This is a genomic window from Streptomyces sp. SN-593 (assembly GCF_016756395.1).
GTDB lineage: Bacteria > Actinomycetota > Actinomycetes > Streptomycetales > Streptomycetaceae > Actinacidiphila > Actinacidiphila reveromycinica.
On record NZ_AP018365.1, the window covers coordinates 1,418,528 to 1,443,887 of the forward strand.

23 protein-coding genes and 3 pseudogenes are annotated in these 25,360 nt (G+C 73.1%); 15 read left to right on the forward strand and 11 right to left on the reverse strand.

What is annotated here, in order from left to right; translation table 11 throughout:
* Positions 1-780 carry a CoA transferase subunit A gene (locus RVR_RS06010; protein WP_202232851.1) on the reverse strand — a complete coding sequence of 260 codons (780 nt, stop codon included), beginning with the start codon at positions 778-780 and terminating at the stop codon, positions 1-3.
* Between the two features lie 425 nt (positions 781-1,205).
* Here RVR_RS06010 and RVR_RS06015 point away from each other — a divergent pair, with 425 nt between their 5' ends.
* The 3 genes from RVR_RS06015 to RVR_RS06025 all read left to right on the forward strand — a co-directional run bounded on the left by RVR_RS06015 (position 1,206) and on the right by RVR_RS06025 (position 5,532).
* Complete coding sequence (locus tag RVR_RS06015; protein ID WP_202232852.1) at positions 1,206-3,389, forward strand: outer membrane protein assembly factor BamB family protein; 2,184 nt, start codon at positions 1,206-1,208, stop codon at positions 3,387-3,389.
* Positions 3,390-3,502: 113 nt separating this feature from the next.
* Entirely contained in the window at positions 3,503-4,612 is a 1,110-nt protein-coding gene (locus RVR_RS06020; RefSeq protein WP_202232853.1) for a TIM barrel protein, read from the forward strand.
* Between the two features lie 149 nt (positions 4,613-4,761).
* Complete coding sequence (locus RVR_RS06025) at positions 4,762-5,532, forward strand: IclR family transcriptional regulator domain-containing protein (protein WP_202232854.1); 771 nt, start codon at positions 4,762-4,764, stop codon at positions 5,530-5,532.
* A 112-nt stretch (positions 5,533-5,644) separates the two neighbouring features.
* Here RVR_RS06025 and RVR_RS06030 read toward each other — a convergent pair whose 3' ends face one another.
* From RVR_RS06030 to RVR_RS06055, 6 genes are all read right to left on the reverse strand, one after another.
* Positions 5,645-7,243, reverse strand: a complete 1,599-nt coding sequence (locus RVR_RS06030) for an MFS transporter (protein WP_202232855.1) — start codon at positions 7,241-7,243, stop codon at positions 5,645-5,647.
* A 74-nt stretch (positions 7,244-7,317) separates the two neighbouring features.
* Positions 7,318-8,766 carry a right-handed parallel beta-helix repeat-containing protein gene (locus RVR_RS06035; protein ID WP_202232856.1) on the reverse strand — a complete coding sequence of 483 codons (1,449 nt, stop codon included), beginning with the start codon at positions 8,764-8,766 and terminating at the stop codon, positions 7,318-7,320.
* A gap of 440 nt (positions 8,767-9,206) precedes the next feature.
* A complete protein-coding gene (locus tag RVR_RS06040; RefSeq protein ID WP_202232857.1) occupies positions 9,207-9,641 on the reverse strand; it encodes an ATP-binding protein in 435 nt (144 codons plus the stop codon).
* Between the two features lie 109 nt (positions 9,642-9,750).
* The gene (locus tag RVR_RS06045; RefSeq protein WP_202232858.1) at positions 9,751-9,921 is read right to left on the reverse strand and encodes a hydrophobic protein; all 171 of its coding nucleotides are present in this window, start codon (positions 9,919-9,921) and stop codon (positions 9,751-9,753) included.
* 48 nt (positions 9,922-9,969) lie between these two features.
* A complete protein-coding gene (dxs, locus tag RVR_RS06050; RefSeq protein WP_202232859.1) occupies positions 9,970-11,865 on the reverse strand; it encodes a 1-deoxy-D-xylulose-5-phosphate synthase in 1,896 nt (631 codons plus the stop codon).
* A gap of 76 nt (positions 11,866-11,941) precedes the next feature.
* Positions 11,942-12,568 (reverse strand): TetR/AcrR family transcriptional regulator, encoded by a 627-nt coding sequence (locus tag RVR_RS06055; protein ID WP_202232860.1) that lies wholly within the window; start codon positions 12,566-12,568, stop codon positions 11,942-11,944.
* Between the two features lie 173 nt (positions 12,569-12,741).
* Here RVR_RS06055 and pdhA point away from each other — a divergent pair, with 173 nt between their 5' ends.
* The 3 genes from pdhA to RVR_RS06070 are packed head-to-tail and all read left to right on the forward strand — an operon-like array spanning position 12,742 to position 16,450.
* Positions 12,742-13,995 carry a pyruvate dehydrogenase (acetyl-transferring) E1 component subunit alpha gene (pdhA, locus tag RVR_RS06060; RefSeq protein ID WP_202232861.1) on the forward strand — a complete coding sequence of 418 codons (1,254 nt, stop codon included), beginning with the start codon at positions 12,742-12,744 and terminating at the stop codon, positions 13,993-13,995.
* The gene (locus RVR_RS06065) at positions 13,992-14,984 is read left to right on the forward strand and encodes an alpha-ketoacid dehydrogenase subunit beta (protein WP_202232862.1); all 993 of its coding nucleotides are present in this window, start codon (positions 13,992-13,994) and stop codon (positions 14,982-14,984) included. The genes pdhA and RVR_RS06065 overlap by 4 nt, the downstream gene beginning before the upstream one ends.
* Before the next feature lie 26 nt (positions 14,985-15,010).
* Complete coding sequence (locus tag RVR_RS06070) at positions 15,011-16,450, forward strand: dihydrolipoamide acetyltransferase family protein (RefSeq protein ID WP_202232863.1); 1,440 nt, start codon at positions 15,011-15,013, stop codon at positions 16,448-16,450.
* Positions 16,451-16,547: 97 nt separating this feature from the next.
* On the opposite strand, the gene RVR_RS06075 is transcribed toward RVR_RS06070, so the two are convergent.
* Both RVR_RS06075 and RVR_RS06080 read right to left on the reverse strand, forming a co-directional pair.
* A complete protein-coding gene (locus RVR_RS06075; RefSeq protein ID WP_202232864.1) occupies positions 16,548-16,904 on the reverse strand; it encodes a hypothetical protein in 357 nt (118 codons plus the stop codon).
* A 156-nt stretch (positions 16,905-17,060) separates the two neighbouring features.
* On the reverse strand, positions 17,061-17,630 hold the full coding sequence (locus RVR_RS06080; protein WP_202232865.1) for a hypothetical protein: 570 nt from the start codon (positions 17,628-17,630) through the stop codon (positions 17,061-17,063).
* Between the two features lie 1,012 nt (positions 17,631-18,642).
* Between RVR_RS06080 and RVR_RS06085 the strand changes: the two genes are divergently transcribed.
* Entirely contained in the window at positions 18,643-18,813 is a 171-nt protein-coding gene (locus RVR_RS06085; protein ID WP_202232866.1) for a DUF5670 family protein, read from the forward strand.
* A 197-nt stretch (positions 18,814-19,010) separates the two neighbouring features.
* The gene (locus tag RVR_RS06090) at positions 19,011-19,196 is read left to right on the forward strand and encodes a CsbD family protein (protein ID WP_202232867.1); all 186 of its coding nucleotides are present in this window, start codon (positions 19,011-19,013) and stop codon (positions 19,194-19,196) included.
* 108 nt (positions 19,197-19,304) lie between these two features.
* Here RVR_RS06090 and RVR_RS37355 read toward each other — a convergent pair whose 3' ends face one another.
* Positions 19,305-19,637, reverse strand: coding sequence for a hypothetical protein (locus RVR_RS37355; RefSeq protein ID WP_237404597.1), 333 nt, complete (start codon positions 19,635-19,637; stop codon positions 19,305-19,307).
* Here RVR_RS37355 and RVR_RS39070 point away from each other — a divergent pair.
* The 7 genes and pseudogenes from RVR_RS39070 to RVR_RS06130 form a co-directional block, all read left to right on the forward strand.
* On the forward strand, positions 19,546-20,271 hold the full coding sequence (locus RVR_RS39070) for an LLM class flavin-dependent oxidoreductase (RefSeq protein ID WP_430393217.1): 726 nt from the start codon (positions 19,546-19,548) through the stop codon (positions 20,269-20,271). The genes RVR_RS37355 and RVR_RS39070 overlap by 92 nt on opposite strands.
* A gap of 195 nt (positions 20,272-20,466) precedes the next feature.
* Positions 20,467-20,703, forward strand: a pseudogene (locus RVR_RS06105) (thiol-disulfide oxidoreductase DCC family protein); the annotation flags it as partial.
* A gap of 684 nt (positions 20,704-21,387) precedes the next feature.
* Positions 21,388-21,954, forward strand: coding sequence for a DUF5819 family protein (locus RVR_RS06110; RefSeq protein WP_202232870.1), 567 nt, complete (start codon positions 21,388-21,390; stop codon positions 21,952-21,954).
* A 25-nt stretch (positions 21,955-21,979) separates the two neighbouring features.
* The gene (locus RVR_RS06115; protein WP_202238420.1) at positions 21,980-23,113 is read left to right on the forward strand and encodes an HTTM domain-containing protein; all 1,134 of its coding nucleotides are present in this window, start codon (positions 21,980-21,982) and stop codon (positions 23,111-23,113) included.
* A gap of 596 nt (positions 23,114-23,709) precedes the next feature.
* Positions 23,710-23,868: a hypothetical protein gene (locus RVR_RS06120; RefSeq protein ID WP_202232871.1), complete on the forward strand. Its 159-nt coding sequence runs from the start codon at positions 23,710-23,712 to the stop codon at positions 23,866-23,868.
* Positions 23,869-23,876: 8 nt separating this feature from the next.
* Positions 23,877-24,053 (forward strand): annotated as a pseudogene (locus RVR_RS38855) (electron transfer flavoprotein subunit beta); the annotation flags it as partial.
* Positions 24,013-24,276: pseudogene (locus RVR_RS06130) on the forward strand (adenine nucleotide alpha hydrolase family protein); the annotation flags it as partial. The pseudogenes RVR_RS38855 and RVR_RS06130, both read left to right, overlap by 41 nt.
* 334 nt (positions 24,277-24,610) lie before the next feature.
* Here the strand turns inward: RVR_RS06130 and RVR_RS06135 are convergent.
* The gene (locus tag RVR_RS06135) at positions 24,611-25,324 is read right to left on the reverse strand and encodes a G1 family glutamic endopeptidase (RefSeq protein ID WP_202232872.1); all 714 of its coding nucleotides are present in this window, start codon (positions 25,322-25,324) and stop codon (positions 24,611-24,613) included.
* Between the last annotated feature and the right edge of the window lie 36 nt (positions 25,325-25,360).

A 25,360-nucleotide genomic window follows, 5' to 3' on the forward strand; every position in this document is an offset into this window, starting at 1 on the left:
TCACCGGCTCCTCTCGGTCGCGGCGCGCGGGGTGACCGTGCGCTTCTCGATGCCCTTGTCGGCGGCCTGCCGCGCGGTGAGCGGGAGGACCCGCTGCACGAAGATCCCGGGCAGGTGGACCTCGTCGGGGTCGATCGCGCCGGGCTCGACCAGTTCCTCGACCTCGGCGACGGTGACCCTTCCGGCCGTGGCGGCGAGGGGGTTGAAGTTCCGGGCGGCCCGGTGGAAGACCAGGTTGCCGTGGCGGTCTCCGCGCGCGGCCCGCACCAGGGCGAAGTCGGTGGTGACGGCGCGCTCCAGGACGTACGCGCGTCCGTCGTACTCGCGGACCTCCTTGGGCGGCGAGGCCACCGCCACGCTGCCGTCCGGGTGGTGGCGCCAGGGCAGGCCCCCCTCGGCGACCAGGGTGCCGACCCCGGCGGGGGTGAAGAACGCGGCGATCCCGGCGCCGCCCGCGCGCAGCCGCTCGGCCAGCGTGCCCTGCGGGGTCAGCTCCAGTTCCAGTTCCCCGGCCAGGTACTGGCGGGCGAACTCCTTGTTGTCGCCGACGTAGGAGGCGGTGACCCGGGCGATCCGGCGTGCCGCGAGGAGCAGCCCCAGACCTCCGCCGTCGACCCCGCAGTTGTTCGAGACCACCGACAACCGCCCGGCCCCGCGCCGCAGGAGGGCGCCGATCAGCACGTCGGGTATGCCGCTGAGCCCGAAGCCGCCGACGGCGAGGGACGACCCGTCGCCGATGTCGGCGACGGCCTCGTCGGCCGACAGGACCACCTTGTCCATCAGTCCGTCCGATCTGCGCTCCGGCGGGGGCGCGACGACGCTTGCGTGTTCGCGGAGTGAACTAAGGTTCACCCGGCTTCGGCGAGTTTCGCCCCGACCCTCACGCGCTGTCAATGGTGCGCTCCGCGCCCACCGCGAGTCCACGCCCGGGCGCCGACCGACTCCCGCCGCCCGCGGGCCCGTCGAGCGCCCGACCGCGAGGCCACCGCGCGCCCGCCGCCCGGCTCCCGCACCCGGCGGGCGGAGCGCCGCCGCGGCAAGAACCCGGCGCGCGGGTCTTGTGGCGGCTCCGCCGGAGTGCCTAGGGTCCTGCAACGTGTTCGTCATACGCTCACAAGTTCACTGGGCGAACGACGTATGCGTCGGGCCGGCCGCCGCCGAGGGGCGGCGGGCCGGCCGCGGAGGCTTTGCGAAAGGACTGGCTCTTGAGATTCCTGAACCGACGATGGCGTCCGGCCCTCGTGGCCGTGACCGCGCTGGCCGCCGTCGCAGGCGGCACGGCGGGCGCGTCCGGAGCGCCGAAGGACTCGCTGGCCGAGTACCACGCGCTGCTGGGCCGGTACGCGAAGGAAGCGGACTCCACACCCGGCACATCGGTGCCCGAGCCCGACCAGGCCGCGTCCTGGGGCACGCCGACCGGTACCGACTACCCGAAGCTGGGCGGGAACCTCGGCAACACCGACTACTCCTCGCTCACCCAGATCAACACCGGGACCGTCAACCGGCTGGGCGGCGCGTGGGAGACGCAGTTGGAGCAGGGCAACACCCCGGCCGCCCAGGAGAGCACGCCGATCGTCTCCGACGGCGTGATGTACGTGCAGACCACCCAGCAGGACCTGTACGCCCTGGACGCCACCACGGGCACGGTCAAGTGGGAGTACAAGTCCGGCTACCCGGCCCAGTACCCGAACTCGCTGCGCGGCGCGACGGTCGGCGACGGCCTGGTCTTCTCCAGCTTCGGCCAGGAGCACGTCACCGCGATCGACCCGGCCACCGGCAAGGCCGTGTGGAACGTCCAGCTCGGCAACGGCGACTACGGCCTGCCGGAGGCGATGGACTTCTACGACGGCAAGCTGTTCGTCGGCACCTCCAACGGCGGCGGCTCGGGCGGCCGGGCCACGGTGTTCGAGCTGAACGCCCGTACCGGCGCGGTGATCTGGTCGCTGGACACCACCCCCGGCCCCGGCCAGCCGGGCAACGACACCTGGGCCGGGAACTCGTGGGCGGTCGGCGGCTCGGACGCCTGGATGCACCCGGCGGTCGATCCGGACGCGGGCCTGGTCTACTGGACCTTCGGCGATCCCGAGTCCCGCTCGGACGGCTCCACCCGGGCCGGCGACGACGACTTCTCCGACTCGCTCGTCGCCGTCGACATCGCGACGGGCAAGGTCGCCTGGCACTACCAGTCGGTCCACCACGACATCTGGGACTACGACAACGTCATGGCCCCCGTGCTGGCGAACATCCACGTCAGCGGCAAGGAGCAGCCGGCCGTCTTCTACGGCAGCAAGTCCGGCACAATGTTCGTGCTCAACCGGCTGACCGGCAAGCCGATCCTGGGCGTGGACGAGGTCCCGGTCCCGCAGGACCCGGCCCAGAAGACCGCGGCCACCCAGCCGTTCCCCGTGGGCCAGCCCTACGTGCCGCTGTGCCCGACGGCGGGCACGGCCAGCGAGGCGGTCCCCGGCTACCAGAGCGGCTGCATCTTCACCCCGTTCGACGCCGCGCCGGTGCTCAGCTCACCGGGGACCGGCGGCGCGGCCAACTGGGGCGCGGACTCCTTCGACCCGCAGACCGGCCTGCTGTACATCGGGGCGTCGCTGGTGAACTCCGCCCACACCAACGGCAGCGACATGTCCGACATCTTCCGCCCCGAGGGCGAGAAGACCTCCGGCCGCCTGGTCGCCCTCGACCCGCGGACCAACACGGTCGCCTGGAAGATCGACACCGACCAGCCGGCCTCCGAGGGCGAGGGCATCGTCACCACCGCCGGCGGCCTGCTGCTCCAGGGGCAGACCGACGGCCAGTTCGTCATCCGCGACGTCAGGACCGGACAGAAGCTGTGGAGCTTCCAGACCGGCGCGGGCATCAACACCACCGCGACGACCTACTCCGTGGACGGCACCCAGTACATGTCGGTGTTCGCCGGCGGCGACACCATCGGCACCACCTCACCGGTCGGCGCGAACCTGTGGACGTTCAAGCTCGGCGGCACCGTGAAGGAGGGCGCCTCTCCGCAGGTCCCGACCCGGATCACCGTCCCGGGCGCCAAGGTCTACGGCGCCACCGAGCACGACACCGTCACCCTGGGCCGTGACTGGCAGGCCGCCACCGGACAGCCCGGCACCACCGAGGACCTGTACGGCATGACCGCCGAGTCCCCCGCCAACCTGGTCGTCCCCCCCGGCACGAAGGTCACCTTCACCAACCCGGCGGGCAACAAGGAGGAACACGGCGCCCAGGCGTTCTTCGACCCGCGGGACTTCTCCACCGGCCTGCTCCGGCCGGGGCAGTCCGCCACCGTGAAGCTCACCGAACCGGGCACGTACTACTACCACGACCCGGCCCACCCGCAGAGCACCGGCACCATCACCGTCGCGGACGACTGACCCGCCGCGCCCGGTAGCCGCCCGGCCGGTGCCGGGCCCCGCCCCGCCGGCGGAGCCCGGCACCGGCCTCCCGCATGTCCCCCGCACGCACCGACCCGCAGAAAGCGACACCCATGGACCGCAGAAGATTCCTCCGGACCGCGGCGGCCACCTCCGCGGGCACCGTCGGGGCCCTGACGGCCACCGGCACCGCGCACGCCGCCGCCCCGTCCGCGCCGTCCGCCCCTCCCACCCTGTCCGCCCCGTCCGCGCCCGCCGCGCACGGGGCAGCCGCACCCCGGCTGACCTGGACCGTCTTCTCCCGGCACCTGCAATGGCTGACCACCCAGGCCCACGCCTGGTCCCACCCGAAGGACACCGGGGCGCTCATCGGCGAGACCGCCGCCGGCCTGGGCTTCGCGGCGGTCGACCTGACCGTCCGCTCGGGCGGGCACGTCGAGCCGGCCCAGGTCGGCACCGCCCTCGCCCCGATGCTCGCCGGCATCCGCGGCGCCGGCGTGGAGTGCGACCAGATCACCACCGACATCGCCACCGCGGCCGGCCCCTACGCCGAACAGGTGCTGGCGGCCGCGGCGGGGTCCGGTGTCCGGCTGTTCCGCTGGAGCTCCCTGGCCTATCCCCCGGGCGCGCCGGCCTTCGGCACCGCCGCGGTCCGCCGGCGGATCGCCTCGGTGCGCGCCGAGGTCGCGGCGGTGGCGGCCCTGGCCGACCGGCACCACCTCGTCGGCATCTACCACCCCTTCTCCGGCGGGGCGGTGGGCTCCGCCCTCTGGGACCTGGTGGACCTGCTCGCCCCGTACTCCCCCCACTCCCTCGGCATCAACTACGCGACCGAGCACATGTTCGCCGAAGGAGCGGTCAGCGCCTGGAAGTTCAACCTCCAGGCGGCGGCCCCGCAGGTCCTCGGCGTGGCGCTGGCGGACATGACCCTGGTCCGCGGTGCCGCCGGCGGCGCGTCCGAGAGCGGCGCCTTCCCCGGCACCGGCCTGGTCGACTTCGCGGCGCTGTTCACCCTGCTGCGCCAGGCGGGCTTCCGCGGCCCGGTCGAGGTGCTGACCGAGTACGTCCACCAGGGCGTGAACCTCAACTCCACGTTCTGGGCCGACAGCCCGGGCTTCACCCTCACCCCCGCCCAGATGCGCGCCACCCTCGCCGACGCCCTCGCCGCGTACCGCTCCTTCGCCACCGCCGGCGGCTGGACGGCGGCCGAGCAGCGCGCCTGAGCCGGCCACGCCCCGCCCGGCCTCCCGGCCTGCCGTCATCCGCAGGATGTCCGCAGGTCAGGGACGGCCGGGACGGGAGCGGCCGGACAGTACACTGGCCGGGCGGGTGCGCCCACCGGGGGCTCCCGGCGGGCGACGGGAGTGCGGTGATGGCCGAGCGGGGCGACTACTTCGTGCAGTCCCTGGCACGGGGACTCGCCGTCGTCCGGGCCTTCGACGACCGGCATCCGCGGCTCACCCTCAGCGACGTGGCCCGGCGCTGCGCCATGACCCGGGCCACCGCCAGGCGGTTCGTCCTGACCCTCACCGACCTCGGCTACCTGCGGGCCGAGGGCAACACCTTCGAGCTGACCCCCAAGGTGCTGGAACTCGGCTACGCCTACCTGTCCGGGCTGTCCCTGGCCCAGATCGCCGCGCCGCACCTCAAGGAGCTGGTGGCACGGCTCAACCGGACCGCCTCGCTGTGCCTGCTCGACGGCGGGCACGTCGTCAACGTCGTGCGGGTGCCGAGCAACCGGATCATCCGGGACAACCACAGCGTCGGCTCCCGCAGTCCCGCCCACGCGACCGCGGCCGGCCGCGTGCTGCTGGCCGCCCTCCCGGTCGGCGGTCCGCTGCCGCTGCCCGACGCCATGCCGGCGCTCACCCCCAAGACCCTCACCACCCGCGAGCTGGTCGAGGCGGAACTCGTCCGCGTCCGGCAGGACGGCTGGGCCCTGGTCGAGCAGGAACTCGCCGAGGGACTGCGGTTCCTGGCCGTCCCCGTGCGCGACCGCGACGGGCAGGTCGTCGCCGCCGCGAACCTCAACTGCTCCCAGGTCGGCCCGGACGCGAGCGACCAGGAGTGCCTGGACGCGCTGCGCTCCACCGTCGAGCACATCGAGGCGGAACTGCGGCTGACCGGCGGCCGGCCCGCCTGACGGCGCCCCGCCGCCGGTCGGCGGGCCGGTGCCGAGCGGCGAGCCGGTGCGGGTCGGCGGCCCCGCCCCGCACGGCCCCGGGTGGCGGGCGAGCGGGACCGGGCCGCCGATGTCACGCGGGGAGCGCGGACTCCACCATGGCGATCTCCTCCTGCTGTTCGTGGCGCCCGCCGAGCAGGGCGACCGTGACCGCGGCACAGGCCAGCGCGGCGATCCCGCAGACCGCGAACCCGATCGAGTAGCCGTGGTGCAGGGCGTCCACGGCCAGGGGTGCGGCCTTGCTGAAGGGGACGTCCGGCGGAACGGAGTTGGTCGCGACGGGTCCGGCTCCCGCGGCGGGCCCGGTGACGCCGGCGGGCAGGGTGGAGCCGGCCAGTGCGTGGTGGAAACTGGTGCCCGCCTTGCTCAGCGCGACGGCGCCGATCAGGGCGGGGCCCATGGCGAAGCCGAAGTCGCGGACCATGCTGGTGGCCGCCGCGGCCATCCCGGACAGCTTCGGCGGCACCGTGTTGACCACCGTCGCGGTCACCGACGAGACGGCGAAGGAGAAGCCGACCCCGACCAGGCCCATCGGCACGATCAGCGAGGGCAGCGACGCGTCGGAGATCGGCAGGTTCGCGGCCAGGAGCTGTCCGACCCCCATCAGCAGGAAGCCGCCGCCGAGCACCCAGCGCGGCTGGAGCCGGGCCATGAGGAAGGACGTCAGCGGCAGCAGGAAGATCGTCAGGCCGCTGAGCAGGATGAACGCGAACGCGGTGCGCATGGCGCTCTGGTGCTGGATGACCTCCATCCGGATGCTGATGGCGTAGGCGGTGCCGAGGAAGGAGAACATGCCGACCACGGTCACCGCGGAGGCCAGCGCGAAGGCTCTGTTGCGGAACAGGTCCATCCGCAGCAGGGGGTTGGACACCTTCAGCTCGATGACGACGAACGCGACGAGCAGGACGGCCGCGACGGCGAAGGAGCCGACGATGGTGCCGCTGCCCCAGCCGGCGGTCGGCCCCTCGATGACGGCGTAGAGCAGCGCGAACAGCGCCAGGCCGATCGCGCACTGGCCGCCGACGTCGAGCGAGCGGCCCTCGGGCGAGCGGGAGTCCGCGGCGAAGAACCAGCTGAACGCGGCGTCGGCGGCGGCGAGGACCATGATGACGAAGAACGCCCAGCGCCAACTGGTGTAGGTGGCCGTCAGTCCGCCGAGGAGCGGGGCGACGAAGTTGCCGGTGGACAGCAGCGCGGCCCACAACGCGATCATGCGGGCGCGCTGGGCGTGGGTGCGGCTGCCGGAGGCGATGATCGCCAGGGTGGTCGGGAACAGGGTCGCGGAGCCGAGGCCCGCCACGAACTGGCCGACGTACATCTGCGCGACGCCGGACGCGGTACCCGAGACCAGCTCGCCGACGAACAGCAGGGCGGCGCCGGCCACCAGCAGCTTCTTGCGGCCGAAGAGGTCGCCCAGCACGCCGAAGGTGAGTTCGAGGGCCGCGATGGGCAGCAGGGTGCAGTCGGATATCCAGTCGAGCTGGGAGGCGCCGGTGGGGTGCAGGACCGTCTGGAAGGTGCCGTTGAGGGTGGCCGGCACCGCCAGCCCGATCTGGGCCAGGCAGACGGCGAAGCCGACCGCCACGATCGTGGCCGTGTCGAGGGTGGTCGCGCGCGCGGCGGAGGAGGGTCGTTCGGCGGCGGCACCGGGCGCCGGAAGCGGTGAGGACATGGGAGGACCTGCTTCTTTCGAGGTCGTGGAGGGGTCAGTGCCGGTCGGGACCGGTCAGCACCGGTCGGGCCCGGTCAGCGCACGGCCACGGAGGCGCTGAACTCGGAGGTGCTGCCGGTCGTCAGGTCGGTGGCGGTCGCGGTGACCCGTCCGCCGTCGGCGGTGATGTGCCGCACCGCCGAGGTGGGCAGCGCGAGCTTCGCGTTGCCCTTGCCATCGGTGGTGACCACCGCGGAGGTCAGGTAGGTCCGCCCGTCGCCGTACCCGGAGGGGTTGGCCTTGCGGTCGGCGTAGAACTCGATGCGGTAGCGGGTGGACGGCCGGGAGGCCAGGGTCGCGGTGACGGAGGTCGTGTTCCGGCTGGTCGCGGTGGTGATGACGGGGAAGTTCTGGATGCCGTCGGTGTCGCCGGCGTCGTCGGGGGTGACCCCGCCGGCACCGCGGTCGATGCCGAGGACGTCGGTGGGGTAGGCGGGGTCGGTGGCGCAGATCCCGCCGGCGTTGCAGGCGGAGACCGGGGCGCCGTCGCCGGAGATCTCGTTCCGGGTGAGTGTGGTCGACGCGCCGCTGACGACGATGCCCTCGTGGTTGCCGGTGAGGGTGTTGTCCTCGATCAGCTGGTGCGTGCCGCCGGCCTGGATCGCCTCGGCCTGGTGCGCGAAGAGGTTGTCCCTGACGACGTCGCTGTCGCCGGACAGTTGCAGGCCGTCGGAGAAGCCGCCGAGGAACGTGTTCCCCGCGATCAGGTTGCCGTTGTCCCCGTCGCCGGCAAACTCGATGTCCTGCGAGGGCAGGAACCCGCCGGGCGCGTCGCGCGGGGCCTCGAAGACGTTGTCGGTGATGGTGCCGTCGGAGGTGCCGCGGGTGTACTCCATGCCGTCGCCGTTGTTGACGAAGGTGTTGTGCGCGACGGTGTTGCGCACGCTCAGGCCCGTGGTGGAGTTGCCCGCGCCGTCGTCGCCGGTGACCTCGATGCCCGCGGCGCCGACGTTGTTCGCGAGGTAGTTCCCGGCGAAGGTGTCGTCGTGGCTGCGCAGCGCGAGCAGGCCGATGCAGAAGTTCCGCACGGTCAGCCCGGAGATCGTCACGTTCCCGCTGTCCTCGACGGCGAGGCCCGGCGCATGGATCGACCGGACGTTGGGCCCGCTGCCGGACGTCCACCCCGGGCAGGAGTCCATCGTCGAGGTGTCGATGAAGGACGAGCCGTCGATGCCGACCACCGGGTGCCCGGCCCGGTCGGTGCCCGCGCCGGTGATCGTCACCGCGTGGGTGATGACGGGCAGCGGCGAGGTGATCCGGATGATGCCGGCCGGCTTCCCGATCTCGATCCGGTCGGTGCCGTCGGCGGCGTTGCTCTGCTCCAGCGCCCAGCGCAGGGTCCCGGGCCGCCCGGTGTCCTCGGTACTGGTGACCCGCAGCACCCGGCCCTTCGCGGGCGCGGCCTGCGCCGGGGCCGCGCCGAGCACGGCGCAGCACGCGGCCGCCGTCGCGGCCGCCAGCAGGACTGTTCTCTTCTTGCTCATCGTGCGGACCTCTCTGTCCGTCGGGGCGTCGCCCGGCCTCACGTAGGTGTTCGCCTGATGAACCAATGCGCGTATGACGAACACACGAGGCGACCCTAGGAGCCCGGCGGGCAGGTGACAAGACCCGCGGGCCCCTCGACCTGGCGGCGGACGGCCGCGTGTTGCCGCAGGTGCGGCGGGACACGCGGGAGGAGGGAGGGGCGCGGGGGGCGGTGGTCCGGGCGATGCTCGCGGCCGGCGCCGCAGGCGCGTCAGCCGCGATCGGTCCGACGGCGTCCGGCCGTACGGCGTCCGGCCGTACGGCGGGTGGCCGTACGGCGGGTGGCTCTGCGGCGCGCTCTATGGCGCGGCTCGACCCCGGGCGGTGCCAGGGCGCGCGGCTCCATGCCGGGAGGCTCTGTGCCGGGCGGTGCCCTGCCGGGCGGATCGGCTCCGGCCGCTCAGGGGCGGGAGCGCGGGCCGGGCACGTGGGGGTGCGGCCTGAAACAGGCGGTGACGTCCTTGCCCCGGGGGCAGGGGCGGGTGTCCCAGGTGTCGGCCAGCGCGTCGACGAGGAACATGCCCCGCCCACCGAGGGCGTCCTCGGAGGCGGGGCGTGGTTCGGGCAGGTGCGGGGAGTCGTCGTGCACGGTGACGTGCAGGCACTCGTGGTCCCAGGTCAGCACCAGTTGCGCGGCGCTGCGGGCGTGGCGGTGGGCGTTGGTGACCAGTTCGGAGACGGTCAACAGGACCGCGTCGGCGGTGTCGGGGTCGCTCCCGAGCCATCCCAGCGTGGCCAGGTGCGAGCGGGTCCAGTCCCTGGCCGCCTTCGGCGCGCTGCTCAACGGCAGCGAGCGCGCCCATCCCACGGCCCTCAGCGACGGGTCGTCCGACATCGTCCCTCCTTCGGCCCGGATGGGAGCCCGCGGTGGTGTCGTGGTGTCCGTACGCGGCGGGCCGGTCCGTACACGCACGGGTGTCCGTACGCGAGGGGCCGGCCGTCCGCTACCAGCGGTACCAGCGGCCGCGGCGCCCGCTGGAGTGCGTACCGCGCATGACGAAGCCGAGCAGCCACACGACGAGGGCGATGACGGCGACCCACCACAGAAGGTGGAGTGCGAAGCCGGCGCCGAAGAGGAGAAGCGCGAGGACGAGGACGACGAGAAGGGGAACCATGATGTATCAACCTCCATTCACCACGCCGTGTGCCCGCCTTCCGCACACTTACGCGAAAGTCCGTTCGGCACCTCCGAGTCGGGACACCAGCGCGGTGACCCGGCGGGCGATGTCGGGCGCCGTCAGGCCGATCTCCGCCATCAGCTCCCCTCGGGAGGCGTGCGGCAGGAAGCGCTCGGGTATGCCGAAGTCGCGCAGCGGCACGTCCACTTCGGCGTCCCGCAGCGCCTGGGCGACGGCCGCGCCCACGCCGCCGGTGCGGACGTTGTCCTCGACGGTGACCACCACCCGGTGGCGCGCCGCGAGCGGGACCATCTCCTCGTCGACCGGCTTGACCCAGCGCGGGTCCACGACCGTGCTCGACACGCCCTGCGCGTCCAGGAGGTCGGCGATCTCCAGGCACATCGGGGCGAGCGCGCCCACGGACACCAGCAGGACGTCGGCCGGGCCCGCGGCGGCCGGCCGGCGCAGGACGTCCATGCCGCCGATCCGCCCGACGGCCGCGACCGCGGGCCCCACCGCGCCCTTGGAGTACCGCACCACCGTCGGCGCGTCCTCGACCCGGACCGCCTCGCGCAACTGCGCGCGCACCTGGTCGGCGTCGCGCGGGGCCGCGATCCGGAGGCCGGGCACGACCTGGAACAGCGACAGGTCCCACATGCCGTGGTGCGAGGCGCCGTCGGTCCCCGTGATGCCGGCCCGGTCGAGCGCGAAGGTCACCCCGCAGCGGTGCAGCGCCACGTCCATCAGGACCTGGTCGAACGCGCGGTTGAGGAACGTCGCGTACACGGCGAAGACGGGGTGCAGCCCCGCCGTGGCCAGGCCCGCGGCGAGGACCGCGCCGTGCTGCTCGGCGATGCCGACGTCGTGGACGCGGTCGGGGAACGCCTCGGCGAACGCGGTCAGCCCGACGGAGTCCTGCATCGAGGCGGTGACGGCGACGATGTCCTCGCGCTCCCGTCCCAGCCGCAGCATCTCCTCGCCGAACACCGACGTCCAGTCCGCGCCGCCCGCCGCGAGCGGCAGGCCGCTGTCGGGGTCGATCGGGCCGATGCCGTGGAAGCGGTCCGCCGCCGCCTCGGCGGGGGTGTACCCGCAGCCCTTCTCGGTGACGCAGTGCACGATGACCGGGCCGCCGAAGCGCTTCGCCCGCCGAAGCGCCGTCTCGACGGCCGCCACGTCGTGGCCGTCGATCGGGCCGGTGTACTTCAGGCCGAGGTCCTCGAACAGGCCCTGCGGCGCGACGACGTCCTTCAGCCCCTTCTTGGCGCCGTGCAGCGTCTCGTACAGGGGCCTGCCCACGACCGGTGCCCGCTCCAGCAGGTCCCGGCCGCGGGCGAGGAAGCGCTCGTAGCCGTCCGAGACGCGCAGGGTGGCCAGGTGGTCGGCGAGGCCGCCGGTGGTGGGCGCGTAGGACCACGCGTTGTCGTTGACGACGATGACGAGCGGCCGGTCCTTCGCCGCCGCGATGTTGTTGAGCGCCTCCCAGGCCATGCCGCCGGTCAGCGCGCCGTCGCCGATGACCGCGACCACGCTGTCGTCCCTCCCCAGCAGCCGGTTGGCCGCGGCCAGGCCGTCGGCCCAGCCCAGGACGGTGGAGGCGTGCGAGTTCTCGATCACGTCGTGCGGGGACTCGGCGCGCGACGGGTAGCCCGACAGGCCGCCCCGCGCCCGCAGCCGGCGGAAGTCCTGACGGCCGGTCAGGAGCTTGTGCACGTAGGTCTGGTGGCCGGTGTCGAAGAGGATCCTGTCGTTCGGCGAGTCGTACACCCGGTGGAGGGCGATGGTCAGCTCCACCACCCCCAGGTTCGGCCCGAGGTGGCCGCCGGTCCGCGCGACCGCGTCGATGAGGAACGCCCTGATCTCGCCGGCGAGTTGCGTGAGCTGATCGGAGTCGAGCCCGTCCAGGTCCCGGGGATCCCTGATGTGCGTCAGCAGTGACACCGTGCCTCCTTCGCGAATGGGCCGGTCGGCGCCGCCGTCCGGCCGATGGTGGTTCCGCCCCGTGGCGCCCGCCGGTTCAGGCCGCGGGTCCTTCCGGCGGTACGGGGCGGACCAGCCGCCCGACCGCGCTCCTGGCGTGGGCGGCCGCCGCCTGCCGCGTCGGCGCGGGGGCCAGCCCGAGCAGCCGCCGGCGGTGCGGTTCGCCCAGCAGCAGGGCGAACAGGGCCTCGGCTGTCTCGGGGTCGGGCGGGGTGAGGCGGTCGGCGAGCGCGGCGACGTAGCCGCGCGGCCCGTCGTCGTAGAAGCGGCGGGCGAGGTCCGGGAAGCGGTGGGCTTCGGTGATCATCAGCCGGTGCAGGCCGACGGCCTCGTCGCCGTGGAGCGCGAAGACGATCTTCGCCGCGAGGTCCACCAGGCCGTCCTCGCGCACGGGCTGTTCGAGGGCGCGCTCCCGGAGCCGTTCGACCGCCGCGAGGAAGATCTCGGTCCGGTCCCCGACGTAGGCGTAGATGGTGCGCTTGGTCACGTGTGCCCGCGCGGCGATGTCGTCGAGCGTGACCTGCTCGAACCCGCCGGCCACGAACAGGCGGACCGCGGCGTCGAGGATCTCGTCCCGGCGCTGGGCGCGCTCGGCCGCGGTCGGGCGGCCGCGCTTGCGCGCCGTCTGCGGCGCGGCGGCGCCCTCGTTGTCCCTCGCAGTCATCGCGCACCCTCCGTGGTCGACAGCGTCCGGGCCCCGATCCTATAATGAACCGAAGCTCGTATCATTAATGAGGTGACCGCCCCGCACCCGCGGGGCGGAACGACGGCCCCCGCGGTCCGGCCGGACCGGCCGGCAGGCGGGCGCGGTCCGTCAGGGTGAGAAGGAGATCTCGTATGCCCCCGACTACCAGGGCCTCAGCGGCCGGGAACCCGCCGGACCGGGGCGCTCGCGCACAGGGCGGCGGGAGGTCCGGACGCCGCAGGGCGGCCGCGGGGACGGCCGGGCCCGGGGCGCCCGCGGCGGAGGGGGAGGTCCGCGCGGGTTCGGGCGGGGAAGCCCCCGCGGACGCGGAGGCCGGCCCCGGTACGGGCGGAGAAGCGCTCGCGGACGCGGAACTGCTCGCCTTCTACCGGCAGATGGTGCTGGTCCGACGGTTCGAGGAGCGTGCGGCCCGCGCCTACACGGAGGCGAAGGTCGGCGGCTACTGCCACCTGAACCTCGGCGAGGAGGCCACCGTCGCCGGGCTGATGGCCGCGGCGCGGTCGGAGGACTACGTCTTCACCAACTACCGGGAGCACGGCTACGCCCTCGCCCGGGGCATCGCGCCGGAACGGGTCATGGCCGAGCTGTACGGGCGGACCGACGGCGTCTCGAAGGGCTGGGGCGGGTCGATGCACATGTTCGACGTCGCCTCGCGGTTCATGGGCGGCTACGGGATCGTCGGCGGCCAGGTCCCGCTGGCCACCGGGGCGGCCCTGGCCGTCGACTACCGCGGCGGCACCGAGGCCGTGGTCTGCCTGATGGGCGACGGCACGACGAACATCGGCGCCTTCCACGAGTCGCTGAACATCGCCGCGCTGTGGGGGCTGCCCGTCGTGTACGTGGTCGTCAACAACGGGCTGGGCATGGGCACCACCGTCGAGCAGTCCTCCGCCGAGCCCGAGCTGCACAAGAGGGCGGCGTCGTACCGGATGGCCTCCGCCCGCGTGGACGGCAACGACCCGGTGGCCGTCTTCCGGGCCGCCCGCACCGCGCTGGACAGCGCCCGGGCGGGGCGGCCGTACCTGCTGGAGACCGTCTCGGGACGCCTCAAGGGGCACTCCGTGGTCGATCCCGCCCGGTACCGCACCCGCGAGGAGGCCGAGGCGCTGCGCGCGGCCGATCCGATCGCCGCCTACGCCGTACGGCTGCACCGCCAGGGCGTGTTGACCGACGAGCTCATCGAGCGGATCGACGCCGAGGCCACCGCCGCGGTGACCGCCGCCGCGGCGTTCGCCGACGCCAGCCCGCACCCGGACGTGTCCACCCTCTTCGACTACACCTACGCCACCCCGGTGCCGAACGACTCCCGGCGCCTGCCGGGCGAGGCGCTGTTCCCGGCGCCGCCGCGCCCGGTGGGCGCCTCGCCCGCGGGGGTGCCGGCATGAGCGTGATCAGCTACCGCCAGGCCCTGCACGCCGCCCTGCACGACGAGATGCTGCGCGACGAGCGGGTGTTCCTGATCGGCGAGGAGATCGGCCGGTTCGAGGGGTCGTACAAGATCACCGCGGGCATGCTCGACGCCTTCGGTCCGCGGCGGGTGCGGGACACCCCGATCGCCGAGGAGGGGTTCACCGGGGCGGCGATCGGCGCGGCCATGGTGGGGCTGCGGCCGGTCGTGGAGATCATGACGATCAACTTCTCGCTGCTGGCGCTGGACCAGATCGTGAACCACGCCGCGAAGGTCTACGGCATGTTCGGCGGCCAGGCGCGCGTCCCGCTGGTGATCCGCACCCCCGGCGGAGGAGGGCAGCAACTTGGCGCCACGCACTCGCAGAACATCGAGCTGTACTACGCCTTCGTCCCGGGCATGAAGGTGGTCGCGCCGTCGAGCCCGGCGGACGCGAAGGCGCTCATGCTGGCGGCGATCCGCGACGACGACCCCGTCCTGGTGCTGGAGAACCTCGCCCTCTACAACACCACCGGCGAGGTCCCCGACGACCTCGGGCCCGCGCCGATCGGCCGGGCCGCCGTCACCCGGGAGGGCGCCGACATCACCGTGGTCGCGTACTCGCGGATGGCCGCCGTGGCCCTCCAGGTGGCCGAGCGCCTCGCCGGTGAGGGGATCGACGTCGAGGTGGTCGACCTGCGCAGCCTCCGCCCGCTGGACCGGGAGTCGATCGTCGCGTCCGTGCGGAAGACCGGGTGCGCGGTCGTGCTGGAGGACGACTGGCTCACCTACGGCATCGGTGCCGAGGTCGCCGCCACGATCGGCGACGGGGCGTTCGACTGGCTCGACGCCCCCGTCCGGCGGGTCGCCATGGCCGAGGTCCCGCTGCCGTACGCGAAGACCCTGGAGACCGCGGCCCTGCCCTCGGCCGACGACGCGGCCGCCGCCATCCGCGAGACGCTCGACGCCGTCGCACGGCGCCGCTGAGCCCACGGAACGACAGAAGAGACGCCATGATCGACATCCTCATGCCCCGCCTGTCCGACACCATGACGCAGGGGGTCGTCGCCGCCTGGCTCAAACAGCCCGGCGACACCGTGAGCCCGGGCGACGTGCTGGTCGAGATCGAGACCGACAAGGCCCTCATGGAACACGAGGCGTACGACGCCGGCACGCTGGCCGAGATCCTCGTCCCCGAAGGGGGGAGCGCGCCCATCGGCGCACCCATCGCCCGGCTGGACGACGGTGCGTCCGTGGCGGCCGGTGCGGGGGCCGACGCCATGGGCGACGGTGCCCGGGCCGGTGCCGGTACCGGTACCGGGGCCCCGGGTGATGCCGCCGGTGGTCCCGTCGGTGGTGCCGGTAGCGTCACCGGCACCGGCACCGGCGGCAGCGGCGGCAGCGGGAGCGGCGGCACGCCAGGCGCCGCGGGGGCCTCCGGGCCGGGGCCGGCCGCGGCCGAGGATCACACGGAAGCCGGGTCGCCGTCAGGGCCGCCCACGACCGCGCCCGATCTGCCGGAGCGCCGGGCGGCGACGCCACTGGTGCGCCGGCTGGCGCGGGAGCGCGACATCGACCTCGCCACGGTCGCCGGCACCGGTCCGGGCGGCCGGATCGTGCGCGCCGACATCGACGCGCTCGACACGCTCGCCGCGCTCGCCGCGCCGGAAGCGCCGGGCGGGCAGGGTGCGGTGGACGCCGTGAACGCCCTGGACGCGGCGGCCGCCCCGGGTACCGCGAAGACGCCGGACGGGCGGGAACCGCGGCCGGTGCCGTTCGACCCGATCCGCCGGGCGATCGCCGCACGGCTGACGGAGAGCGGCACCACCGTCCCCACCTTCACCGCGACCGCCTCCGCGGACGTCGGCGACCTGCTCGCCCTGCGCGGGCGGATCAACGCCTCCCGCGCCGAGGACGGGGTGAAGGTCAGCGTGAACGACCTCCTCGTCCGCGCGGTCGCGCTCGCGCTGCGCGGGCACCCCGGCGTCAACGCGTCGTACTCCCCGGACGGTCAGGGGCAGACGCTCCTGCACGGGCGGGTGCACGTCGGCGTCGCCGTCGCGTCACCCGCCGGCCTGGTCGTCCCCGTCGTCCGCGACGCGGACCGCGCGTCGGTCACCGCGATCGCCGCCGCGACCCGGGACCTTGTCGCGAAGGCCGCGGAACGGCGGCTGGCCGCCGCGGACATGGGCGACGGGACGTTCACGGTCAGCAACCTCGGGATGTACGGCGTGGAGCACTTCACCGCGATCATCAACCCTCCCCAGGGCGCGATCCTCGCCGTGGGCGCCGCCGGCGACGAACTCGCCCTCGCCGGCGGTGAGGTGGTGACGCGCAAGCGGCTGCGGTACACGCTCACGGCCGACCACCGCGTCATCGACGGGGCCCTGGCGGCGCAGTTCCTCAAGACGCTCACGGAGCTGCTGGAGAACCCCCTGCGGATCGTCGCCTGAGCGGGCGCCACCGCCGGTACGCACCAGCGACGTGTCACCGCCGGGAGGTGGCGGTGACACGTCGCCGTCGGATGGAGGCGGCGGGCGCCGCCCCCCGTCAGAAGCTGACGACCGTGGCCTGTTCGAGGGTGAAGCGCACGAACTCGTCGCGGGCGACGCGCAGGCGCAGGCCGCGCCCGGTGAGCAGGTCCTCGACCCCGTCGGCGCGGGCGGAGTTGACGCACGCCCCCACCACGACGCCCGCCGCGACCAGTTCGTCGATCTGCCGGTTGAAGGTCAGGACGGCCGCCGAGCCGCCCTCCTCCCCGAGCCGGCGCTGGGCGGGCCCGAAGCAGAAGACCTCGACCTCGCTCCCCCGCTCCTGTGCGACCTCGTGGATGCGCTGGGCCACCCGCGTTCCGGTGGCCAGCGCGTCATCGTCGTCGTGGAACACATGAATGACCGTCTTGGGCATCGCGCACTCTCCGCTCGTCCACTGCCTCCAGGGCACTGCGGAGCCTAGTGAACTTCTCAACCAACGAGACGTCTTGTCTCATCATGCGAACGGCGTGACGCTGGGAGGGCCGGGGCGCCGGGCACCGGGCGGCGGCGCCCCGGGCCGGACGGAGGCTCAGGAGGCGATGTAGAGGCTGGGACTGTCGACCTCGGGGCTGGCCCAGTAGTAGCCGTCGGGGAAGGTGATCCCGGTGACCGCGGCCGTGATGTACGTCCCCGCGCCGTGCGGCGTGTCGGTGGTCTGGCCGCCCAGGTTGGTGCTGTACGAGTAGCGCACCGTGCTCCGGGCCACCACGGAGCTGTTCTTCACCAGCGCCACCTGGACCGCGATGGTGTTGACCAGGTTGTTGCACTGGACGCTGCCGATGGCCTCCACCCCGCCGCCCGGGTACGCGCCCCCGTAGTAGCGCAGCGGGTCGCTGGCGGTGAGGGTGCAGGTGATCGTGTAGTACGGCGCGGTGGTCGAGGTGTGGGTGAAGCTGGTCGTCGCCACCGCCGGGGACACCACCGTGGCGGGCGCCGCGTGGGAGGCGGACAGGTACCCGGCGGCCGACCGGTCGGCGTTCGGGGCCGCGGCGCCCGCGGCACCGGCGGCGCCCACGGTGGTCGCGAGGGCCAGCGCGGCCCCCGTCAGCAGCCGCGCGGTACGGCGGCCGGATCTCTTTCGGCCGTGTTCCTGGGACATCGGAGTCTCCCTGTGTCGTCGGTGAGGTGCCGGACGGGCGCGGGCAGGCGCGAGCGCGCCCGGGACGTGCCGTCCGGGTGTACGGGGCTTGCTTCGTGGTGGTGCTCGCGTGCCGTGCCGCGCCGTGCCGCGCCGCGTGCTGTGCCGTACGCCGTGCCGTGCCGTACGCCGTGCGCGGGCCGGTGCCCGCCGCGGCGCGCCGGCGTGGTGCCGTCGTGCACGGCGGCGCCCCGGCCGTCCGCCGCCCCGTGGCGGGCGGGGCGCGCCGCGCCGTGGTCACGTCACGGCCGGGCACCGGGCCGAACCGCCGCGGCGAACGCGGCGGGAGGAACGTGTGGTGTGGCTCAGCATCACCGGAAGCCCACACTCCGTCAATGAGCGCCGGAGAAGAGGCGAGATACCACCATAAGGGAGGCTGGCCGGTCCGCTACGGTCCCGGCGCCCCATCCGGCCACCCCGGACGGGGCACCCCGGCCCGGCCGCCCGGCGGCACCGCCGGGACCACCGCCCCCGCGGACGTGGGCGTACGCGCCAGGGCGCCACACGCCCGGGCACGCTCCCCGCACGGCCCGAGGGCTCGGCTCCTCCGCCGGCTTCCGCCCGGCCGTCCTGAACACGGCGTCCGCCGGGCCGTGTTCGCGCCACCGGCCGGCCCCGTACGGGCGGCGGCCCGGCCACCCCGGGAACGCCGGCCGGAGCGGCCCGCTTCCGCGTGACCGGCGCACTCCCCCGGACACGGGAAGCCGCCTTCCGGCAATTTTCGGACTCCGTATGCTTTTCCCGCCCATCAGACCGTATGGACACCCGCGAACCCCTACACTCCGGACCCCGCCGGACCACGCGCCGCCCGACCCGCCACGCGCCGCCCGACCCGACCCCGTACCGGCCGCGCCGTACGCCACCGACCGGCCCCACCGGATGTGCGGCATCACCGGGCGGGGATACACCGCGCGCATATTCTCGGCATGATCGGGTCGGCGGTGGGAAAGCGGCGGCTCGGAGGTTGATAATCATGGGACCGTTGCTCCTCGTTCTTCTGCTGGCTCTGATCCTCTTCGGTGCGGGATTCGCGCTGAAGATTCTCTGGTGGGTCGCCGTGGTCGTGCTGGTGGTCTGGCTGCTGGGCTTCGTGGTCCGCTCCACGCACTCCGGCGGTGGGCGTAGCCGCTGGTACCGCTGGTGACGCGGCGAGTGCACGCCGTATCGCCGTATTGACGTCGCCGCCGGGGGAATACATCCCGCATTCGGGGAAAGGCGCCGTGAAGTCGGGGCGTGTGATCGCGTGACCGTTTCCCCGGTGGCGCCGAGCGCATCCCCTTCCCGGATTTCTGCGGGACCTGCGCGGCAGGTACATCCGCAGCGCGAGAAAAAGGAGTTGTGATGAGCACCGATGACAAGACCAAGGCCAAGGTCGAGCAGGGCAAGGGCAAGCTCAAGGAGACCGCCGGCCGCGCGGTCGGCAACGAGCGGCTGGAGGCCGAGGGCCGCGCGGAGCAGGCGAAGGGCGATGTCCGCGCCGCGGGCGAGAAGGCCAAGGACGCCGCCAAGGACGCTTTCGGGAACTGACCCCGTCCTCGGTCCGCCCCGGACACGACGGCGGCGGCCCACCGCGATCGACGCGGTGGGCCGCCGCCGTCGTGTCACACCCGCACGACCCGGCGGAGGCCGGGGACGTCAGCCGTCGCACCCGACCAGTCCGGCGAGTGCCGCGTCGAGGATCGGCTGCCGGTACTCCGGGGTGCCGGCGATCTTCGCGACGGCCACCACGCGATCGAGGATCTGGTCGAGGTCGACGCGCGGCGCGCCGAGGAGGCCCTGCGTCGACCGGATCAGCGTCACGGACCACGTCCGGCAGATGCCGACGCTCGGACCGCCCGAGCACGAGATGCGGGAGGCGTACACGAGGCTCGGTTGGCTGGCGGCGAAGACCGAACGGGTGAAGCTGCTCGCGCTGGTGACCGCGGTCGTCTTCCGCGAGCCCGGGCTCCTCGCGAAGGCCGTGACCACCCTCGACGTGCTGTCCGGCGGCCGGGCGGTCCTCGGCATCGGCGCGGCGGCGCACGCGGACACGCACGCGGACGCGGCCGGCCCTTCCCGCCGGTCGCCGAGCGGATCGAGCGGCTCAGGAGGCGCTGCGCGTCGTCCGGCACATGTGGAGTGGTTAGGAGGGCCCGTTCGACGGCCGGCACTACCGCCCGGCCCGTACGCCCAACTCCCGGCAGGCGCTGTCCCTCCGCACCCGACGATCCTGGTCGGAGGCGAGGGCGGGAGGAAGACGCTGAAGCGCGTCGCCCGCCACGCCGGCGCGTGCACCATCGGCGTGTACGACCTCGACGCGACGCCCGCCAACTGGACGTCTTCCGCCGGCACTGCGCCGACGAGGGCCGCGATGACGACCGGATGGATAAGACGGCAGGGCATCGCTTCGACCTGGGGAGGAACGGCGAGACGTCAACAGGACGTCGAGCACCTGCACGCGGTCGCCGAAGTGGCATCACCCAGCCCCACGGCCCCCTGCTCCGGGTCGGCGAACCCGGTCGGCTCGACCCGTTCGGCGAGCGGGTCGTCCCCGCCGTCGCGACGTTCCGGCCGACGGTCCCGACGCGGAAACCCATGCCGGATGCCCGACTGGCCCGGGTGAGCGAACTGCGAGCGACCGAGACGTCGTGCGGTCGGAGAGCGGCCGTCGCCTCGCCGGTCCCGGCATACCGCCGCGCATGGATGACGGGCTTCCCGCGCGTGCTCCTACGTCGCGCGCGTGATGCTTCGCGGGCAGCCGGTGCCGGCGCGGGCGCGTTGTCCTCGGCGTTGGGACTCGGCATTGGATGATCGCGGTATGCGTACCCGACCGGTAGTGGTCTTCGATGGGGACTGTGCCTTCTGCACGGCCTCGGTTCAGTTCGGCGAGCGGTGGCTGCGGCCCCGTTGTGATTTCACGCCGTGGCAGCGCGCGGATCTACGGTCACTGGGGCTCGAGCAGCAGCGAGCTGAGTACGAAGTGCTCTGGGTGACGCCCGCAGGCGTGGTGTACGGAGGCGTCCAGGCCGTCGCGCAGCTGTTGCTCAGTTTCGGCAACACCGTCGGCGGCAACACCGTGGGCGGTGGCAACACGATCGGCGGTGGCAACACCGTCGGGGGTGGCAACACCGTCGGGGGCAGCACCGTCGGCGGCAATACGGCCGGCAACACCGCTGGCAACACCGGCGGCGACCACGGGAAGCCTCCGCACGAGGAGAAGCCGCCGCAGCACGGCAAGCCCCCTTACGACGAGAAGCCCTCCTACGGCGACACCCCTCCCTCTGAGGGCAAGCCCACGTACGGCGACAACCCGACGTACGGCGACAACCCCTCGTACGGAGACACGCCGCAGCAGTCGGACGATGACTACCCCTGGGCGCAGAAGGCGAAGGAGCAGGAACAGGAGAGCTAGGCCCAGGAGCACTGATGCATCAACCCGTCCTGGCCCGGCCGACGCTGCGACGCGTCTGCCGGGCCGGGCCTCCTGGCTCTCCAGGTACGGGGAAGTTCAGCGGAACGTTGTGAGAGGAGGGCCGGGATGACAACGACTGGCCCAGAAGGCGTACTGAGCGGGGGCCGGCCGGTGGACGTGAAAGCGCCGGACGCCGCCTCGTCGCGCGGCCACGGCACTGTGCCCACCGCGCTGCCGGACCGACGAGGAGACAACCCACCCGGAGGGCCGGACGCGCCTGCCGCCCTGCCGCCTGTACTGCGGAAGGCGACCAGGAGCATCTCCGTCATGCTGGTGTGCTTCGCTCTCCTGCACCTGTTCTTCCTTTTCCTGCACGTCGCGCCAGAGAACCAGATCTCCCGGCGCTACGCCGGGCAGATCCAGAGCTGGGTCTTCCCGTTCTTCGAGCAGAACTGGCGCCTGTTCGCCCCCGACCCCGAGTCGGCCGTCCCCCAGATCTCGGTCCGCACGGCCCACACCTCCGCAGACGGTCACTACCAGGTCAGCGCCTGGTTCGACCTCACAGCGATCGACAACGCAGGCGTCAGGCACAACCCCTTCCCGAGCCACACCACGCAGAACATGCTCCGCAGGGCATGGACCGGCTACCTCGACTCCCACAGCACCAGCGACGTGTCCTACACCGACCGCGCGAAGATGTGGCAGGAATACCTGCGGAACATCGCCGTCGACCGTGTCGACACGCGGCCCGGCGCCGTCGAATGGGTCCAACTCCGCGTCCGCACGAGCCCGGTGCCCAACTACGACGCCGCCGGTCACACTCACCCGCTGCCGCCCTCGGCGGTCGACACCCGCAAACTGCCCTGGTGGAAGGTGACCGCCCATGACCACTGACCGGAACACGACACCCCGGCCTGCCATGAGCACCGGCCCCGGTCTCGTGCGGGCAGCCCGGGCCAGTCTCGGCGGCTTGATCACCCTGCTCACCACCCGCCATGTCTCGCTCTACGCGGCGGCGGTCCTGCGCTTCGGCTACGGCCTGTGCTATCTCGTGTTCCTGCTCCGCGAATTCCCGCACCGAGACGAGATCTGGGGTCCCGACTCCCCGTGGACCCCGGCGCTCGCGCACCAACTCTTCGCTCAAACCGGCTGGTTCAGCTTCCTCACCCTCTCCAACAGCCTGATCTACTTCGACTTCTGCTACGCGGCGGCCATCATCGTCTGCGCGCTGTTCCTGCTGGGCTGGCGGACCCGGGCCATGTCCGTGGCTTTCGCCCTCGTCGTGGCCTCATTCCACGCGCGGGCCATCTTCATGACCGACGGAGGGGACAACCTGGTTCTCCTGATGGCCTTGTACCTCACCGCGACTGCCTGCGGCCGACGCTGGTCGCTGGACGCGCGGCGCGAAGACCGTCGGGTACGACCCCGCGGCCGGGCCCCACGGCAGGCCGGCAACGACGTGTGGACCCCGCTCAGCCTGGCCCGGCAACCGGTGGTCACAGCCCTCCACAACTGCGGCATGTTCGTCATCTGTGCCCAGGTGTGTCTCCTTTACGGCTCCGCGGGCCTGTACAAGGTGCAGGGCAGTTCGTGGCAATCGGGAACCGCCCTGCACTACGTCGTGAACCTCGACCTCTTCAGGCCCTGGCCCGCGCTGTCCGCGCTCCTCGACCACTACCCCCTCCTCCTCGCGGTGCTCGGCTACCTCACCGTGCTGATCCAAGTGGCCTTCCCCTTCGCCCTGTTCAGCCGCCTGAAATACGTGCTGCTCGTCATGCTCCTGGCCATGCACCTCGGCATCGCCGTCCTCCTCGGGCTCCCGCTCTTCTCCGCCGCCATGATCGTCGCCGACGCCGCCTTCCTGCCTGACCGCTTCTACCGCGCGGCGGCACACACCGCCCGCCGCGTCCTCGACCGTCTGCGCACCCACGCATCCACCACGCCCTCCCCGCACGTGGCGATGGTGCCGTCGCAGCCGGGGGAACCCGGTCTTCCCAGGTCCGGAGACGACCCGGCCCTCCCCGCCGGCGTCCGCGCACGCGGTCAGAAGTAACCGGCGGGGTCCAGTGACGGGCATCGCCGCCCGGCCCGGTCGCTACCGTGCTCGTGCCGCGGGGACCGTGGCCGTTCTCCCCGCTGATGACGGCCTGACGGGCGCGCTTGTTCAGCGCGATGACACGCACGTGCCAGTGGTGAGCGGTTTCGGCACAAGCGATCGCGGAGTCGAGCAGGCGCGTGGCCCGTTCGGCGTCGGGCGCGGTCGGGCTCAGTGAAGGGGTGGGATGAGGGTGCGGACGCCGATCGTGGAGGTGGCGTGGGCGGTGTTCTGCGGGCCGTTCTCCGGCGGCCAGATCCCCCGGTCGTCGTGGGACTCCTTGCGGATCTCCAGCCGTGCGTCGAGGTCGGAACGGCCAGATGTGCGTGATCCTGGGGATACCGTCCAGGCCGTACATGGCCGCGGTCAGGGGGTACATCCGGGTCCGTTCGGGCACCGCTATCCGCCAGCCGTTCATCGTGGGGGTCAGGCCGCCCAGCCGCAGGTGGTAGGTGCGGAACTCGTACACGCCGCCGTAGCCGCCCGTGGTGACCTCCGGGAGGAACGGGAACATGCGGTAGGTCTCCACCGTGAAGTGGTCGAGGTGATCGCCGATGCCGAACGGATCGGTGCTGGTGAGCAGGCGCTCGCGCTCCCGCGCCAGTTCCGCGGCGTCCTCGAAGCCCCGCAGCACCAGCAGGCGGCGCCCGAAGATCTCGCCGCGCTCGGTCTCCCAGCAGCCCAGCAGCACCCCCGGCGCACCGGCCGCGTAGGACTCCAGCTGCGCAAGGCGCTGTCGATGGGTGCGGACAGGGGCGTGCACGTGGAGGACGACGCGCTGCACGGCACCGATGTGATCGGCACGTCCCTGGTGCTCGCCAAGGCGGTCGAGCACGTGGGCTTCGACCTGGTCGTGACACGGGGCGGTCCGGGTGCTGGCCGCGGACGCGCCGGAGTTCGCGGACTATCTGGTGGTGCCGAAGGTGGACGCGTTGCAGGCGGCGGTCGCGGCCGTCGAGCCGCTGGCGGTGCTGGTGCCGTCGTCGGCGGAGGGCAAGGAGGTCGCCGCGCGGCTGGCGCTGCGGATCGGTCCGGGCATCCTCACCGACGCGGTCGACGTGGAGGCCGGCGGGGAGGGGGTGGTGGCCACGCAGTCGGTGTTCGCCGCCGCCTTCACCACCCCGAGAGCGCGCGCGGAGTCGCGCGCTTCGGGGACGTCGGCCAGCTCCCTGTGTTCGGTCTCGATGTGCTGGGCGTCGTCCCTCCGGCTCAAGTCCACGCGCATCAGCGGGAACAGGTGCACCTGGGAGCGGATCGCCTGCCATGCCCCCTCGGGGCGGCCATGGTGCGCGGCAGTGTAGGCAGCGTCGTGGAACTCGAAGCGGTCCAGGCGGACGTCCTGCACGGGCTGAGCCTGGAGGGTCGGTGGTCGAACATCCGGCCGGAGGGGTGCGGGTGCTGGACACGGCCTGGGGGCGTGCGCTGGGGCGGGGTGCCGCCCCAGCGCCGGCGCGACTACTCCCGCAGGTACGTCTCGCTGAAGCTGGTGCCGCTGGTGCCGAGCGCGCTGGTCCGGGCCTCGTACGCGCCGTTCGACGGGTCGAGCGCGGTCGGGCCGTAGGAGCCGAGGGAGCTCCCGTTGACGGTGGCCGAGGTGAAGTTGAGGGTGCCGAAGTTCGGGTAGGCCCCGGTCGGCGACTCGATGATGACCTCGGCGCTGGCCCGTTGGGCGGAGAGGGACTTGTTGATGCTGTAGGTCCAGCCACGCGTGGAGTCGGTCAGCTTCAGCGCGTACGTGCTGCCGCTGGTGTTGGTCACCGAGGCGGTGATGTGGTCACCGGCCGCGACCGGGTACGAAGTGCGGCTGAGGTAGACCGGACTCGCCGGGTACATCTCGTACCAGGCCTGGTGAACGGGGCTGCCGCTGGAGCAGTCGGTCGCCACGCCTGTCTGCTCCACGGTGGACGAGCCGTACCCGTCGATGCCGACCCAGGGGGCGTAGAGGTCGTTGGTGGAGTTGCAGGTCGCGTTCGCTTCGGTCCAGGCGGCCGAGACCGAGGTGAAGCCGCTGCCCGTGGCGGCGTACCCGCCCCAGTTGTAGCCGTTGATGTTGTAGTGCAGGGGGCGGAAGGACAGTCCCGGTGCGGCCGCCGCGGTGGCCGGAACGGCCGGAGCGGCAAAGGCCGCCGCAGCCGCGACGGTGGCGACGCGTATCAGGAATCTGCGCATGCTGGCTCCTTCGTGGGGGGTGCAGGATGCTCAAAC

Coding starts and splice junctions, on each gene's coding strand:
- RVR_RS06070 (WP_202232863.1), top strand. CDS start 15,011: ATGATCGACATCCTCATGCCCCGCCTGTCCGACACCATGACGCAGGGG.
- RVR_RS06080 (WP_202232865.1), bottom strand. CDS start 17,630: ATGTCCCAGGAACACGGCCGAAAGAGATCCGGCCGCCGTACCGCGCGG.
- RVR_RS06030 (WP_202232855.1), bottom strand. CDS start 7,243: ATGTCCTCACCGCTTCCGGCGCCCGGTGCCGCCGCCGAACGACCCTCC.
- RVR_RS06010 (WP_202232851.1), bottom strand. CDS start 780: ATGGACAAGGTGGTCCTGTCGGCCGACGAGGCCGTCGCCGACATCGGC.
- RVR_RS06135 (WP_202232872.1), bottom strand. CDS start 25,324: ATGCGCAGATTCCTGATACGCGTCGCCACCGTCGCGGCTGCGGCGGCC.
- RVR_RS06085 (WP_202232866.1), top strand. CDS start 18,643: ATGGGACCGTTGCTCCTCGTTCTTCTGCTGGCTCTGATCCTCTTCGGT.
- RVR_RS06035 (WP_202232856.1), bottom strand. CDS start 8,766: ATGAGCAAGAAGAGAACAGTCCTGCTGGCGGCCGCGACGGCGGCCGCG.
- RVR_RS06020 (WP_202232853.1), top strand. CDS start 3,503: ATGGACCGCAGAAGATTCCTCCGGACCGCGGCGGCCACCTCCGCGGGC.
- RVR_RS06055 (WP_202232860.1), bottom strand. CDS start 12,568: ATGACTGCGAGGGACAACGAGGGCGCCGCCGCGCCGCAGACGGCGCGC.
- RVR_RS06110 (WP_202232870.1), top strand. CDS start 21,388: ATGCTGGTGTGCTTCGCTCTCCTGCACCTGTTCTTCCTTTTCCTGCAC.
- RVR_RS06040 (WP_202232857.1), bottom strand. CDS start 9,641: ATGTCGGACGACCCGTCGCTGAGGGCCGTGGGATGGGCGCGCTCGCTG.
- RVR_RS06090 (WP_202232867.1), top strand. CDS start 19,011: ATGAGCACCGATGACAAGACCAAGGCCAAGGTCGAGCAGGGCAAGGGC.
- RVR_RS06065 (WP_202232862.1), top strand. CDS start 13,992: ATGAGCGTGATCAGCTACCGCCAGGCCCTGCACGCCGCCCTGCACGAC.
- RVR_RS06045 (WP_202232858.1), bottom strand. CDS start 9,921: ATGGTTCCCCTTCTCGTCGTCCTCGTCCTCGCGCTTCTCCTCTTCGGC.
- RVR_RS06120 (WP_202232871.1), top strand. CDS start 23,710: ATGCCGAACGGATCGGTGCTGGTGAGCAGGCGCTCGCGCTCCCGCGCC.
- RVR_RS06115 (WP_202238420.1), top strand. CDS start 21,980: ATGAGCACCGGCCCCGGTCTCGTGCGGGCAGCCCGGGCCAGTCTCGGC.
- RVR_RS06025 (WP_202232854.1), top strand. CDS start 4,762: ATGGCCGAGCGGGGCGACTACTTCGTGCAGTCCCTGGCACGGGGACTC.
- RVR_RS06075 (WP_202232864.1), bottom strand. CDS start 16,904: ATGCCCAAGACGGTCATTCATGTGTTCCACGACGACGATGACGCGCTG.
- pdhA (WP_202232861.1), top strand. CDS start 12,742: ATGCCCCCGACTACCAGGGCCTCAGCGGCCGGGAACCCGCCGGACCGG.